The 14,082-nt window shown below is 61.9% G+C and carries 11 protein-coding genes and 2 pseudogenes; 9 read left to right on the top strand and 4 right to left on the bottom strand.

The genetic code is table 11. The features are described 5' to 3' along the window. The 3 genes and pseudogenes from Q1W70_RS08585 (at position 1) to Q1W70_RS08575 (ending at position 3,122) form a co-directional block, all read left to right on the top strand. On the top strand, positions 1-1,368 hold the full coding sequence (locus Q1W70_RS08585) for a DUF3999 domain-containing protein (protein ID WP_166592458.1): 1,368 nt from the start codon (positions 1-3) through the stop codon (positions 1,366-1,368). A 138-nt stretch (positions 1,369-1,506) separates the two neighbouring features. Continuing rightward, on the top strand, positions 1,507-2,517 hold the full coding sequence (locus Q1W70_RS08580) for a class 1 fructose-bisphosphatase (RefSeq protein ID WP_166592456.1): 1,011 nt from the start codon (positions 1,507-1,509) through the stop codon (positions 2,515-2,517). A gap of 3 nt (positions 2,518-2,520) precedes the next feature. Next, positions 2,521-3,122 (top strand): annotated as a pseudogene (locus Q1W70_RS08575) (DUF924 family protein). Between the two features lie 75 nt (positions 3,123-3,197). Here Q1W70_RS08575 and Q1W70_RS27275 read toward each other — a convergent pair. After that, positions 3,198-3,962 carry a methyl-accepting chemotaxis protein gene (locus Q1W70_RS27275; RefSeq protein ID WP_436799884.1) on the bottom strand — a complete coding sequence of 255 codons (765 nt, stop codon included), beginning with the start codon at positions 3,960-3,962 and terminating at the stop codon, positions 3,198-3,200. 93 nt (positions 3,963-4,055) lie between these two features. Continuing rightward, positions 4,056-5,078 (bottom strand): annotated as a pseudogene (locus tag Q1W70_RS27270) (HAMP domain-containing protein); the annotation flags it as partial. A gap of 293 nt (positions 5,079-5,371) precedes the next feature. On the opposite strand from Q1W70_RS27270, the gene Q1W70_RS08565 reads away from it, so the two are divergent. Together Q1W70_RS08565 and Q1W70_RS08560 are read left to right on the top strand one after the other, a co-directional pair. Beyond that, positions 5,372-5,626 carry a hypothetical protein gene (locus Q1W70_RS08565; protein ID WP_095167330.1) on the top strand — a complete coding sequence of 85 codons (255 nt, stop codon included), beginning with the start codon at positions 5,372-5,374 and terminating at the stop codon, positions 5,624-5,626. A 31-nt stretch (positions 5,627-5,657) separates the two neighbouring features. Then, positions 5,658-6,227 carry a lipocalin family protein gene (locus tag Q1W70_RS08560; protein ID WP_166592146.1) on the top strand — a complete coding sequence of 190 codons (570 nt, stop codon included), beginning with the start codon at positions 5,658-5,660 and terminating at the stop codon, positions 6,225-6,227. Between the two features lie 79 nt (positions 6,228-6,306). On the opposite strand, the gene Q1W70_RS08555 is transcribed toward Q1W70_RS08560, so the two are convergent. Next, positions 6,307-7,671: a formimidoylglutamate deiminase gene (locus tag Q1W70_RS08555; protein ID WP_166592147.1), complete on the bottom strand. Its 1,365-nt coding sequence runs from the start codon at positions 7,669-7,671 to the stop codon at positions 6,307-6,309. A 187-nt stretch (positions 7,672-7,858) separates the two neighbouring features. On the opposite strand from Q1W70_RS08555, the gene hutC reads away from it, so the two are divergent. Then, positions 7,859-8,527, top strand: a complete 669-nt coding sequence (gene hutC / locus Q1W70_RS08550) for a histidine utilization transcriptional repressor HutC (protein WP_232534619.1) — start codon at positions 7,859-7,861, stop codon at positions 8,525-8,527. A gap of 14 nt (positions 8,528-8,541) precedes the next feature. Then, a complete protein-coding gene (locus Q1W70_RS08545) occupies positions 8,542-9,114 on the top strand; it encodes a HutD/Ves family protein (protein WP_182343145.1) in 573 nt (190 codons plus the stop codon). Between the two features lie 6 nt (positions 9,115-9,120). Here Q1W70_RS08545 and Q1W70_RS08540 read toward each other — a convergent pair whose 3' ends face one another. Beyond that, positions 9,121-10,758, bottom strand: a complete 1,638-nt coding sequence (locus tag Q1W70_RS08540) for a methyl-accepting chemotaxis protein (RefSeq protein WP_302098759.1) — start codon at positions 10,756-10,758, stop codon at positions 9,121-9,123. A 452-nt stretch (positions 10,759-11,210) separates the two neighbouring features. On the opposite strand from Q1W70_RS08540, the gene hutU reads away from it, so the two are divergent. Beyond that, the gene (hutU, locus tag Q1W70_RS08535; RefSeq protein WP_265537070.1) at positions 11,211-12,893 is read left to right on the top strand and encodes a urocanate hydratase; all 1,683 of its coding nucleotides are present in this window, start codon (positions 11,211-11,213) and stop codon (positions 12,891-12,893) included. 216 nt (positions 12,894-13,109) lie between these two features. Beyond that, positions 13,110-14,078 (top strand): ABC transporter substrate-binding protein, encoded by a 969-nt coding sequence (locus tag Q1W70_RS08530; RefSeq protein ID WP_166592151.1) that lies wholly within the window; start codon positions 13,110-13,112, stop codon positions 14,076-14,078. Positions 14,079-14,082: the final 4 nt, after the last annotated feature.

Genomic DNA, 14,082 nt, shown 5'->3' with positions numbered 1-14,082 from the left:
ATGATGGTGAGCCCTCGCTGGCTGGCGGTGCTTGGATGCTGCCTGGTGCTGTCGGCGCAGGCCGGGGAAAGCGTGGCGAACTTCGCCACCCAAGTGCCGCTGACCCTCAGCGGCGAAGGCCCCTGGTACCGCCTCGATTTGCCCCTGGCGGTGCAACTGCATGCCCGGCAGGCCGACCTGGCGGATGTGCGGGTGTTCAATGCCGCCGGTGAAGCGCAGGCCTATTCGCTGACGCGCGAGCAAGCGCCCAGTGGTGAGCGTCTGCAGCTGCATGAGGTCAAGTGGTTCCCGCTGTACGACTCGGCCGATGCCGGCTCGGCGGTGCCGAACGTGCGTGTTCAGTCCAATGCCGCCGGCACCCTGGTGCAGGTGCAACCGTCCAGCCAGCTGGAGGCGGGGGAGGAAGTGCGCCGTGGTTGGCTGCTGGACGCCAGTGCAATCAAGGCGCCGTTGCAGCAGTTGATCCTCGACTGGTCCAGCGAGCAGGACGGTTTCCAGCGATTCAGCATCGAAGCCAGTGACGACTTGCAGCATTGGCAGGCCTGGGGGGAAGGGCAAGTGGCGCGCCTGTCGTTTGCCGACGAACGGGTCGAGCAGCATGAAGTCGCACTGCCCGGCCAGCGTGCGCGTTACCTGCGCCTGCTGTGGCAAACCCCGCAGGCGGCCCCGGTGCTGACCTCGGCGCAGTTGCAGAGCCTGACCACCAGCAGCCCGGTGCAGCCCCTGGTGTGGTCCGAGCCGGTGGCCGGCAACCGTACCCAGGCCGGTGAGTACACCTGGCAGTTGCCGATGGGCTTGCGTGTCGAGCGCCTGCAGGTGCAATTGACCGAAGCCAACAGCCTGGCGCCGGTGACGCTTGCCGGACGTCGCGACAGCAGCCTGCCCTGGCAGACCGTGAGCAGCGGATTGCTCTACCGCCTGACCCAGAATGGCCAGGACGTGGTGCAGGACCAGCTGCAGTTGCCGGGGCAGGTGGTGCAGCAGTTGAAGTTGACGGTCGATGATCGCGGTGGCGGCCTGGGCGCCGAGGTGCCCAGCGTGCGTTATGCGGTGCGCGCGACCCAGTTGGTATTCCTCGCCCGGGGCGCCGGGCCGTACCGCCTGGCGCTGGGCAGCAGCAGCGAAAAAACCGCGAGCCTGCCGTTGGCCACCCTGATCCCGGACATCAGCCCCAAGCGCCTGGAGAGCCTTGGCCAGGCCCGGGTCGAGGAGGGCACGCTGGTGGTTTCACCGGTCCAGACGCCGCTGCCGCTGAATCAGGGGACCGACTGGAAGAGGCTTGGCCTGTGGGCTGTACTGTTGCTCAGCGTGCTGTTCCTGGCGGCCATGGCCTTCAGTTTGTTGCGCAAACCGGCGGTCAAGCCGTGATCCGAATCTGCGGTTTTGCGACTACGCTCATCCCGGCGCATGAACTCTGTCAGGCGAATCTCGTCTGATAAGAGCAATTGCGTAACGACTCGCGTTAAACTGCGCGGGTTTTTAGCCCCCACTTCTCCGGAGCCTTACATGTCCCGCGTTACCCTGAGTCGCTATTTGATCGAGCAGACCCGTAGCAACAACACTCCTGCCGATCTGCGTTTCCTGATCGAAGTAGTGGCGCGAGCTTGCAAGGAAATCAGCCACGCCGTCTCTAAAGGCGCCCTGGGCGGTGTTCTGGGCAGCATGGGCACTGAAAACGTGCAAGGCGAAGTGCAGAAGAAGCTCGACGTGATCTCCAACGAGATCCTGCTCGAAGCCAACGAATGGGGCGGTCACCTGGCCGGCATGGCGTCCGAAGAAATGGACAACGCCTACCAGATCCCGGGCAAATACCCGAAAGGTGCATACCTGCTGGTATTCGACCCACTGGACGGTTCGTCGAACATCGATATCAATGCCCCGGTCGGCACCATCTTCTCGGTACTGCGTTGCCCGAACGAGTACCTGACCCAGAACGAACCCCTGAACGAAAAAGCCTTCCTGCAGCCAGGCACCCAGCAGGTTGCTGCCGGTTATGCCATCTATGGTCCACAGACCATGCTGGTGCTGACCCTGGGCCACGGCGTCAAGGGCTTCACCCTGGACCGTGAAATGGGCAGCTTCGTGCTGACCCACGAAGACATCACCATTCCTGCGGCCACCCAGGAATTCGCCATCAACATGTCCAACCAGCGTCACTGGGAAGCTCCGGTACAACGCTACGTGGACGAGTTGCTGGCTGGCGAAGAAGGCCCGCTGAAAAAGAACTACAACATGCGTTGGGTGGCCGCGATGGTCGCTGACGTACACCGCATCCTGACCCGTGGCGGTCTGTTCATGTACCCGCGCGACAGCCGCGAGCCGTCCAAGCCAGGCAAGCTGCGCCTGATGTACGAAGCCAACCCGATGTCGTTCCTGGTGGAGCAGGCTGGCGGCGCGTCCACCGACGGTCACCAGCGCATCCTCGACATCCAGCCAGAAGGCCTGCACCAGCGCGTAGCGGTGTTCCTCGGCTCGAAAGAAGAAGTCGAACGCGCCACGGCTTACCACAAGGAATAAACCATGACCGCGCCCTGGTTGCCGTTGCTTCAATGGTGGTTCGGTACAGCCGATAACCCCAACGAAGTGGCGGCGCAGCAGGGCGGTCTGTGGTTCGGCAAGCGTGACAGCCAGGACCGTGAAGCGCGCGAGCGTTTTGCGGACCTGGTGGACCAGGCACTGGCCGGCGGATTGACCGAGTGGACGCAACGTCCCGAAGGTTGGCTGGCCCTGGTGTTGTTGCTCGATCAACTGCCGCGCATGATCTATCGCGATACCCCCGCTGCGTTTTCCGGTGACCTGCGTGCCCAAACGCTTGTGGCGCAAGGCATAGCCGCGGATTTCGATCGCCAGTTGCCAGCGATCCAGCGCGTTTTATCTACCTGGTGTTCGAGCACTGCGAGCACCTGGCGGTGCAGAACGAGGCGGTTTCGCGTTTTGCCGACTTGCTGGCCGAGCAGCCCCAGGCACAGCGCAGGGTGTTTGCCGATAACCTCGATTACGCCGAACGGCATCAGAAGATCATCGCGCGGTTTGGCCGCTTTCCCCATCGCAATGCGATCCTGGGGCGTGAGAGTACGCCAGAGGAAGTCGCGTTTTTGCGTGAGCCGGGGTCGCGGTTCTAGCGTTTTGTTGTTGCTGATGCCGCCATCGCGGGCGCCCGCTTGCGGCTTGCCCGCGATGAGCTCGGTGAGAGCGCCCTAGATCCGGAAACTCCCCACCAACTGCTGCAACCGCGCTGCCTGCTGTTCCAGGTCGGCGCAGGCACGCAAGGTCGACTGCAGGTTTTCCACCCCTTCCTGGTTCAAGGTGTTGATTTCGGTGATGTCGACGTTGATCGACTCGACCACCGCCGTCTGCTCTTCGGTCGCGGTCGCCACCGACTGGTTCATGCCGTCGATTTCACCGATGCGCTGGGTCACGCTGCCCAGCCGTTCGCCGGCCTGGTTGGCGATGCCGACGCTGCTTTCGCTCTGGCGCTGGCTGTCGGTCATGATGCTCACCGCTTCGCGGGCGCCGATCTGTAGCTCTTCGATCATCTTTTGCACTTGCTGCGCCGAATCCTGGGTGCGGTGGGCCAGGTTGCGCACTTCGTCGGCGACCACGGCAAATCCCCGTCCGGCTTCACCGGCCCGCGCTGCCTCGATGGCGGCGTTGAGCGCCAGCAGGTTGGTCTGCTGGGAGATGCTGGTGATCACCTCCAGAATCTGCCCGATGTTCACCGTGTTGCTGTTCAGGGTTTCGATATTGCCGCACGAGTCGCTGATTTTCGCCGACAGCTGCTGCATCGCCGCGATGGTTTTATCCACCACCTGTTGACCTTCCTCGGCCAGGCCACGGGCATCACTGGAGTGCTGCGAGGCGAGGGCGGCGTTCTGGGCGATTTCCTGGGCGGCGGCCCCGAGCTGGTTGATCGCCGCTGCGACACTGCTGGTGCGCGAGGCTTGCTGGTCGGAGTTGAACATCGACGAGTTGGAAGCGCTGACCACTCGCATCGCGACTTCGTTGACGTGCCCGGTGGCCGAGGACACTTCGCGGATCGAGCTGTGGATACGCTCGACAAAACGGTTGAACGAGACACCCAGGGCGCCGAACTCGTCATGGCCGTGAATGGTCAGGCGCTTGGTCAGGTCGCCTTCGCCCTCGGCGATGTCATGCATCGCCCGGCCCATGTCCAGCAGCGGCTGCATCAGGACACGGATCAACATGCCCAGCAGCGCGATGATGATCACCACGGCAATCAGCATGGCAATGATCGCCGAGGTGCGAAACTCGCTGAGCATCGCGAACGCGGTGTCCTGGTCGAGCACCAGGGCGACGTACCAGTCGGCCGAGGGCACGCCGTTGACGCGGGTGAAGGAGATGAACTGGCGCTTGCCGTTGACCTCGACTTCCTTCATTCCGGCGCTGACGCTGGGTGCTCCGGCGGGGTAGGCCTCGGCCAGGCTCTTGAGCACCAGCTTGCTGTCCGGGTGAATCAGGATTTTGCCGGCGCCGCTGACAATGAAGGCGTGCCCGTGCCCGTCGAAGTCCAGGGAGTTGATGATGGCGCTGACGTTGGCCAGGTCGATGTCTGCCCCGGCCACGCCGATCAACTGGTTCTGGTGCTGCACCGGGGTGGCCACGGTGATCACCGGTTTGCCCGAGGACGCCGCGATGTAGGGTTCGGTGACGATGGTCTGCTGGGCGCTGTTGGCGGCCTTGTACCAGCCACGGCTGCGGGGGTCGTAGTCTGCGGCGCGATTGCCGGCCGGTACCGAGAACATCAGGCCGTCGGTGCCACCGAAGTAGCTCAGCTGAAAGTTGCTGGTGTACACCGGCAGGCCGACCGTGCGCTTGAGCGTGGCCGGCGCCGGGCCATCGATCGCGACCTGCTGGGCCAGCGATTGCAGGAGCTGGATACGGCTTTCCAGCCAGGTCTGGATGTTGCTGGTGGTCAGGCTGCCGAGCTCCTGCATCGAGGCTTCAGTGCTGGCGCGCAGGGTCTGACGCTGGCGATAGTCGTTGAACAGGATGAAACAGGCGAATGCAACGGCCACCACCAGGGCAGCGGCGAGCAGGATCTTGTGGCTGAACTTCATGTTTCTGGTCATTAAGAGAGCTACCGCGGGAGGACGGGTCAACGAGGGGGGCGTCAAATTGCCACAGCAGGGCTTGGCGATGCTTCTATGTCGACAGGGCGGCGGCAAAGATGAGACGGGTTTGGCAAAAAACGACGAAATGTCGTACGGCGCAAAACAGTGTCCGATTCAAGCCTTGGGCGCCGATCTGACCGTTCAAGAAATACCCGCCTGCGCTGGGAACCAGATGGGGGTTTTCTCTTCTAAGCTTCTGATTGGCAGCCATGCCAGCGTCTCTTCCCAGGAGTTTCACCATGTCGCTGCGATCTATCGCCTTGCTGTCGTTTTGCGTGCTGTTGGCCGCATGCAGCAAGGTCAACCAGGAAAACTACTCGAAACTCTCGGCGGGCATGCCCAAGGCCGAGGTCGAAACCCTGTTGGGCAAACCTGCGGATTGTTCCGGCGCATTGGGCATGTCCAGCTGCACCTGGGGCGACAAGAACAGCTTTATCAGCGTGCAATTTGCCGGTGACAAAGTGTTGATGTTTTCCGGGCAAGGCCTGAAGTAAACCGGGGCCAAGCGCCCACGGGAGAAAAATAATGATGCGGTTTGTACTCGTTCTTTTAGCCGGTCTGTTCTTGGCCGGCTGTGCCACCTCTGGCGATGATTCGCTGGCACCCAAAACGGCCAATAACGTCGACCTCAAGCGTTACCAGGGTAAATGGTACGAGTTGGCGCGCATGCCCATGTACTTCCAGCGCAACTGCGCCCAGTCCGAAGCCCACTACGCCCTCAAGCCCGACGGCGACATGGGCGTGCTCAACCGCTGCCTGACGCCAGAGTGGACCTGGGAAGAAGCCCGGGGCACGGCGACGCCGCAGGTGCCGGGCAAGACCGACAAGCTGTGGGTGAATTTCGATAACTGGTTTACCCGCCTGTTGCCAGGTGTGGTCAAGGGCGACTACTGGGTGCTGTACGTCAGCGATGACTACCAGACCGCGATCGTCGGCAACCCCAACCGCCGCTACCTCTGGCTGTTGTCGCGCAAGCCGCAAGTCAACGCCGAGACCCGTGAAGAACTGCTGAGCAGGGCGCGTCAGCAGGGCTACGACACCACTCGCCTGATCTGGCGTGTGTCGGATGAGCGGATGGCCAAGACCTCGAAGTAACCGCAGACCCAAGGCTTGCCGGCGCTGGCGAATGTATCGACGCCATCGCCGGCAAGCCTTGCTACCACCTGTGCAGCGATCAGCCCAGCAGGTCGCGCAACACTTGGGTGAACGCCCGGCTGCTCTCTTCCTCGCCAGCATGATGGCCGTCACGCACCACCCACTTGCCGTTGACCAGCACGTCGCGGACCTGACGGTCGCCGCCGGCAAACAGCCAGCGGTTGAGAATGGCGTCGCCACTGGCGGTCGCCAGGTAAGGATCATTGCCATCGAGCACCAACCAATCGGCGCGCTTGCCCACTGCCAGGGCGCCTATCGGCTGGCCCAGCGCCTGCGCGCCGCCATCAAGCGCGGCGTCGTACAGGGTGCGACCGACCATCGGTTGCTCGGCGCCATACAGGCGGTTGCGGCGTTGATCGCGCAGGCGCTGGCCGTATTCCAGCCAGCGTAATTCCTCGACCACACTCAGCGACACATGGCTGTCGGAGCCGATCCCCATGCGCCCGCCTTGGGCGAGGAAGTCCACGGCCGGGAAAATCCCGTCGCCCAGGTTGGCTTCGGTGGTCAGGCACAGGCCGGCGATGGCTCGGCTTCTGGCCATCAAACTGACTTCTTCCGGATTGGCGTGGGTCGCGTGCACCAGGCACCAGCGCTGATCGACTTCGGTGTTTTCATACAGCCACTGCAATGGCCGGCGACCGCTCCAGGCCAAGCAGTCGTCGACTTCCTTCTGCTGTTCGGCGATGTGGATATGCACCGGGCACTGCGGGTCGCTGGCGGCCAGCACGTCGCTGATCTGCTGCGGTGTCACCGCGCGCAATGAGTGGAAACACAAGCCCAGGCGCTGTGCCGGCTGTTGCGCCAGGATCGGCTGCAAACGCGCCTGCAAGTCGAGGTAGTTTTGCGTGCTGTTGATAAAGCGGCGCTGGCCATCGTTCGGCGCCAGGCCACCAAAACCGGAATGGCTGTACAGCACCGGCAGCAGGGTCAGGCCGATACCGGCGGCGCTGGCGGCGTGGCTGATCTGCAGCGACAGCTCGGCGGGGTCGGCATACGCCTGGCCATTGTGATCGTGGTGCACATAGTGGAATTCGGCGACCGAGGTGTAGCCGCACTTGAGCATTTCGATGTACAGCTGGCGGGCAATCACGCCCAACTGATGCGGGCTGATTTTTCCGACGAGGCGATACATCAGGTCGCGCCAGGTCCAGAAACTGTCGTTCGGATTGCCTGCCACTTCCGCCAGGCCGGCCATCGCCCGCTGGAACGCATGGGAGTGCAGGTTGGGCATGCCCGGCAGCAACGGACCACTCAGCCGTTCCGCGCCTTGCGCGCTGGCATCGACCTGGATGTGGGTCAGCAGGCCATCGGCACCGACCTCAAGACGTACATTGTTGGCCCATCCGTCAGGCAGTAGCGCGCGTTCGGCAAAGAAGGCGGACATGGTTCAGCACCCCATCGTGTGTTATTTGTATATACATATACAGACGTTTGCCTGCTCGGTAAACTCCGGCAAGCTAGTGACTTTCATCCATCAACAAGGATTTCCTGTGCCGACTCCGCCTGCAGTATCGACGCTGAGTGCCAACCTGGGCGACAGTCCGGCGCCCTTGTACGCACGCGTCAAACAGATGATCACCCAGCAGATCGACAGTGGAAACTGGCCGCCGCACTACCGTGTGCCGTCGGAAAGCGAGCTGGTCAGCCAGTTGGGTTTCAGCCGCATGACCATCAACCGCGCCCTGCGCGAGATGACGGCCGACGGCCTGTTGGTGCGCATGCAGGGCGTCGGAACCTTTGTCGCCGAACCCAAGAGCCAGTCCGCGCTGTTTGAAGTGCACAACATTGCCGATGAGATCGCCTCCCGTGGCCACCGCCACACCTGCAAGGTGATCACCCTGGAAGAAGAGGCTGCCGGTTCCGAGCGTGCGCTGGCGCTGGACATGCGCGAAGGGCAGAAGGTCTTCCATTCGCTGATCGTGCATTTCGAGAACGATATTCCGGTGCAGATCGAGGATCGTTTTGTGAACGCCCTGGTGGCGCCGGACTACCTCAAGCAAGACTTCACCCAACAAACGCCGTATGCCTATCTGAACCAGGTGGCGCCCCTGACCGAGGGCGAGCACGTGGTTGAGGCGATCCTGGCCGAGTCCAGCGAGTGCAAGTTGCTGCAAATCGAAAAGGGCGAGCCGTGCCTGCTGATTCGTCGGCGCACCTGGTCGGGCCGCCAGCCGGTGACGGCTGCACGCCTGATCCACCCCGGTTCCCGTCATCGTCTGGAAGGGCGGTTTCATAAATAAGACACGAGGCACCCATGAGTCAGTTGAAGGTCTTGCGCGCGGCCGACTATCCGCGCATGCCGTGGAAGAATGGCGGCGGTAGCACTGAAGAAATTACCCGCGATGCCGGCACCGGCCTGGACGGTTTCGGCTGGCGCCTGTCGATTGCCGATATCGGCGAGTCGGGCGGCTTCTCCACCTTCGCCGGTTATCAGCGGGTGATTACCGTGCTGCAAGGCGCCGGCATGCGCTTGACCGTCGATGGTCAGGACACGCGTCCACTGTTACCGCTGGACCCCTTTGCCTTCAGCGGCGAGAGCCAGGTGTCGTGCACACTGCTGGGTGGGGCGATTCGTGACTTCAACCTGATTTATGCGCCGCAGCGTTACAGCGCGCGGTTGCAGTGGCTGGATGGCGAGCAGCGTTTCTTTACTTCAGCGGGCACTGTGCTGGTGTTCAGTGTCACCGAACAACTTGCAGTGAAGCTCAGTGAAGGTGCCCAGCAACTGGGTCGCCATGATTGCCTGCAACTGGACGGTAACCGCGGTTTGCTGGAAATCTCCGTCAGTGGCCCGTGCTGCGTGATCGAGTTGACGCCGCAGCGCTAATGCCGGTTATTCCCGTTCGAGGATGAAGCCTCGAACGGTCTCCTCCAGTTCACTCGACATCCGCTTGAGCGCGTGCGTGGTGGTCACGACGTCCTGTTGTGCCGCGACATTTTCCTCAACACGCTGTGCGACGGTTTCCACATTGCGCGCGACGTCCTCACTGGCCACGCGTTGCTCCTGCAAGGCGTGGGAAATCTGCCTGACCGCGTCGAGTGACTGATCCAGCGCGTTTTTTACATCATTCATCGATGCGCCGGCACTGTCGATCAGTTGCTGGCCCTGAAGCACCCGCTCACGACCGGCGCTCATGCTGTTGTTCGCTTTGCGCATGCCGCCCTGGATCGTACTCACCAGCTTTACGATCTCGGCAGTGGAGCGGGTCGTGCGGATCGCCAGCTCCCGTACTTCTTCGGCAACTACGGCAAACCCGCGGCCTTGCTCCCCGGCCCGGGCGGCCTCGATGGCGGCGTTGAGCGCGAGCAGGTTGGTTTGTTCGGCGATGCTGTGGATCACGTCGACGATTTTCCCGATGGAATTGGAGTGCACGGTCAGTTGATCGAGATCGCTCGAGGTCTGGGTCACCAACTGCGCGATTTGCTGCATTTCAATGATGGATCGGTCCATGGCGGTCATGCCCTGGACGGTGATCTGTTCGGCTTTTTGCGTGGTATCGCGTGCTTGCACGGCACTCTCGGCGATGTGGGTGATGTTGGCCGACATCTGTTCAGCGGCCGCGGCGATGGAAGACGCGGCACTGGTCTGTTCGGCGGCCTGTTTCAGGCCTTGCTCGGACGAGGTACCCAGGCGTCTGGTCGAGGCCTCGATGTGCCGCGAGGCCTCGCGGATTTTGCCGATCATGCTGCGCAGGCTGCGTCGCATCGCCTCGACGGATTGCATGACTCCCGTAGTGGTTGCGCTGAAGGTGGGCGGTTCGAAGAGTTGGCCCTGGGCGATGTGTGTGCTGATCGCGGCCAACTCGTGGGGTTCGGCACCGAGGTAGCGCACCAGTCTGGCGCAGAAAATCGCGGCGTAGAGGCTGGCGAACAGCAGCGTCAGCGCCAGGACAATGACCTCCAGCTTCCTGTAGAACTCGTAGCGAGCTTGGCTGAGCTCGTACTGTTTTCGTGCCTCTTGCAGTTGAACGTCGGTCAGTTGCGAAAACAGCGAGGTCAACGGGTCGATCAAGGGGTAGAGCTGTTGGGCGGCGAAGTGCTCCAGGCTCGGGTTCGACAGATCACTGCGGTTGAGTAGCGCCTGCAAGTGCCGTAGCGGCGCTTCGGTTGCCTGCATCAGTGGGGCGATTTCGCCGATCAGTTGCACTTCGTCGGCAATCAAGTGCGTCGACTGGTAGCTGAGCCAGCGTTGTTCGATCTCCGGTAACGCCAGGCTGATCTGTTCAGCGGCTTGTGCGGCGGTGTAGATGCCGTCCCGGGCCTTGTGTGTGGCGTCGACGATCTGGACGGAATACAGCTCGGAAATTCTCTTCAAGTCCTGCAGCGGGATGACCCGGTCGAGGTATACCGTCTCCAGTCCCTGGACCGTGGAGCGCATCCCGTACAACCCGAGTGCGCCGATGCACATCAAGCTGGTCAGCAGGGTGCCGGCAAGCAGCAGGAGATGGGTTCTGACTTTCCACTGTTTCATTGCGGGTTCCTCGCAGGCGTGACTTCAAGGGGGGGTGGTTATGAAGTCGGCGAGGATCGGTGGCGGTAGAGTCGGACGCTTCTAATGAGGTTGTAGGGTGTTTCTGGAGTGCGCTGAATTGAGCAGCGCGTGTTACCGAACGCCCCAACGTGGCGCAAAACCACGTTGCAGTAACAACGGGCATGCCCTCGAAAACGTCCCCGCGAAAAAAATCATCCACGCAAGAACCCTTGATTCAGGCGCCCTCCAGCCCTTTCAGCGTTTTTCTTGAATGCCTGCCCGGCAAGTTGGCCGCTCGATTGCATATGCTTGTATGTACAAGTAAAGACGTATGCGTATGAGTCACGGAGACTCGACCATCGTCCACTGATTCGCTGGTGCGCATCGTTGTTCGCCGGCTTGCTCGCCCGCCGCCTGGGTTGGTTTGGATTGATTGCTGAGGAGTTCTGTTCGTGACCGAGAATAAGCCTACGAAATACCGTGACGTTGAAATCCGCGCTGCCCGCGGTAACAAGCTCACCGCCAAGAGCTGGCTGACCGAAGCGCCGCTGCGCATGTTGATGAACAACCTCGACCCGGAAGTTGCCGAGAACCCTAAAGAACTGGTGGTTTACGGCGGTATCGGTCGCGCAGCGCGTAACTGGGAATGCTACGACAAGATCGTCGAAAGCCTGACCAACCTGAATGACGATGAGACCCTGCTGGTGCAATCCGGCAAGCCGGTCGGCGTGTTCAAGACCCACACCAACGCCCCGCGCGTACTGATCGCCAACTCCAACCTGGTGCCACACTGGGCCAGCTGGGAACACTTCAACGAACTGGATGCCAAGGGCCTGGCCATGTACGGCCAGATGACCGCCGGCAGCTGGATCTACATCGGCAGCCAGGGCATCGTCCAAGGCACCTACGAAACCTTCGTCGAAGCCGGTCGCCAGCACTACAACGATGACCTCAAAGGTCGTTGGGTGCTGACCGCAGGCCTGGGCGGCATGGGTGGCGCCCAGCCTCTGGCTGCAACCCTGGCCGGCGCCTGCTCGCTGAACATCGAATGCCAGCAAGTGAGTATCGATTTCCGCCTGAAAAGCCGCTACGTCGACGAGCAAGCCAAAGACCTCGACGACGCGCTGGCCCGCATCGAAAAATACACCAAGGAAGGCAAGGCGATTTCCATCGCCCTGCTGGGCAACGCAGCTGAAATCCTGCCGGAACTGGTCCGTCGTGGTGTGCGCCCGGACATGGTCACCGACCAGACCAGCGCCCACGACCCGCTCAACGGCTACCTGCCCGCCGGCTGGACCTGGGATCAGTACCGCGAACGTGCCAAGACTGAGCCCGCCGCTGTGATCAAAGCCGCCAAGCAATCGATGGCCGTGCACGTCAAGGCGATGCTCGACTTCCAGAAAATGGGGATTCCGACCTTCGACTACGGCAACAACATCCGTCAGATGGCGCAGGAAGAAGGCGTGGAAAACGCCTTCGACTTCCCAGGCTTCGTACCGGCCTACATCCGTCCGCTGTTCTGCCGTGGTATCGGCCCGTTCCGTTGGGCTGCGCTGTCGGGCAATGCCGAAGACATCTACAAGACCGACGCCAAGGTCAAGGAACTGATCCCGGACGACGCTCACCTGCACAACTGGCTGGACATGGCGCGCGAGCGCATCAGCTTCCAGGGTCTGCCGGCCCGTATCTGCTGGGTGGGCCTGGGCCTGCGCGCCAAGCTGGGCCTGGCGTTCAACGAAATGGTGCGCAGCGGCGAGCTGTCGGCACCGATCGTGATCGGCCGCGACCACCTGGACTCCGGTTCGGTATCGAGCCCGAACCGCGAAACCGAATCGATGCAGGACGGTTCCGATGCCGTGTCCGACTGGCCACTGCTCAACGCTCTGCTCAACACCGCGAGCGGCGCGACCTGGGTTTCCCTGCACCACGGCGGCGGCGTCGGCATGGGCTTCTCCCAGCACTCGGGCATGGTGATCGTCTGCGACGGTACCGACGAAGCGGCTGAGCGTATCGCCCGTGTCCTGCACAACGACCCGGCCACTGGCGTCATGCGCCACGCCGACGCCGGTTACCAGATCGCGATCGACTGCGCCAAAGAGCAGGGCCTGAACCTGCCGATGATCACCGGCCAGTAACGCACTCCCTGTAGGAGCCGGCGGGCAAGCCAGCTCCTACATCAGTTATGTCGGCAGAGATTGCTTGTGCAGGCTGAAACCGTGGACTTACGCGGTCATCGAATAAAAAGCTGAGTGGAGCCCACCGCATGACAGCAGTGAAGCTCAATTGGAAGTGGACAGGCCTGGATGCCTCTTGACTGCCGTAAGCCAATTCCTGAATAGGAGCGTCATACAATGAAAATCAACAAGACTCTGCTGGGCACTTTGATTGCTGTAGGCCTGTTGGCCAATGCTGGCGCCTCCCAGGCGGCCGGCTGGTGTGAATCAGGCAAACCAGTGAAATTCGCCGGGCTGAACTGGGAAAGCGGCATGCTGCTGACCGACGTGATGCAGGTGGTGCTGGAGAAAGGTTACGACTGCAAGACAGACAGCCTGCCAGGCAATTCCATCACCATGGAAAACGCCCTGAGCAGCAACGATATTCAAGTCTTCGCTGAGGAGTGGGTTGGCCGCAGCGAAGTCTGGAACAAGGCCGAGAAGGCCGGCAAGGTCGTCGGTGTCGGCGCCCCGGTGGTCGGCGCCGTTGAAGGCTGGTACGTGCCGCGCTACGTGATCGAAGGCGATGCCAAGCGCAAGCTGGAAGCCAAGGCGCCGGACCTCAAGGCCATCGCTGACCTGGCCAAGTACGCCAGCGTGTTCAAGGATCAGGAAGAGCCGAGCAAAGGCCGTTTCTACAACTGCCCGGCCGGCTGGACCTGTGAGCTGGACAACAGCGAGATGCTCAAGAGCTACGGCCTGGAAAGCAGCTACACCAACTTCCGCCCAGGCACCGGTCCGGCGCTGGATGCCGCGGTGCTGTCGAGCTACAAGCGTGGCGAGCCGATCCTGTTCTACTACTGGTCGCCAACCCCGCTGATGGGCCAGGTCGACCTGGTGAAACTGGAAGAGAAGCCCGGTGTGGACAAGAGCGTGGACATCAAGGTCGGCCTTTCCAAGACCTTCCACGAACAAGCACCCGAACTGGTGGCCGTGCTGGAGAAGGTCAATCTGCCGATCGACCTGCTGAACCAGAACCTGGCCCGCATGACCAAAGAGCGGATCGAGTCGCCAAAACTGGCGAAGATCTTCCTCAAGGAACATCCTGAAGTCTGGCGCGCCTGGGTCAGTGAAGACGCTGCCAAGAAAATCGACGCGGCCTTGTAGTTCG

It is taken from the genome of Pseudomonas kielensis, assembly GCF_030505375.1.
Lineage (GTDB): Bacteria > Pseudomonadota > Gammaproteobacteria > Pseudomonadales > Pseudomonadaceae > Aquipseudomonas > Aquipseudomonas kielensis.
Note: the sequence above shows the minus strand (reverse complement) of the source record. Positions and strands in the feature narration are given on the sequence as shown.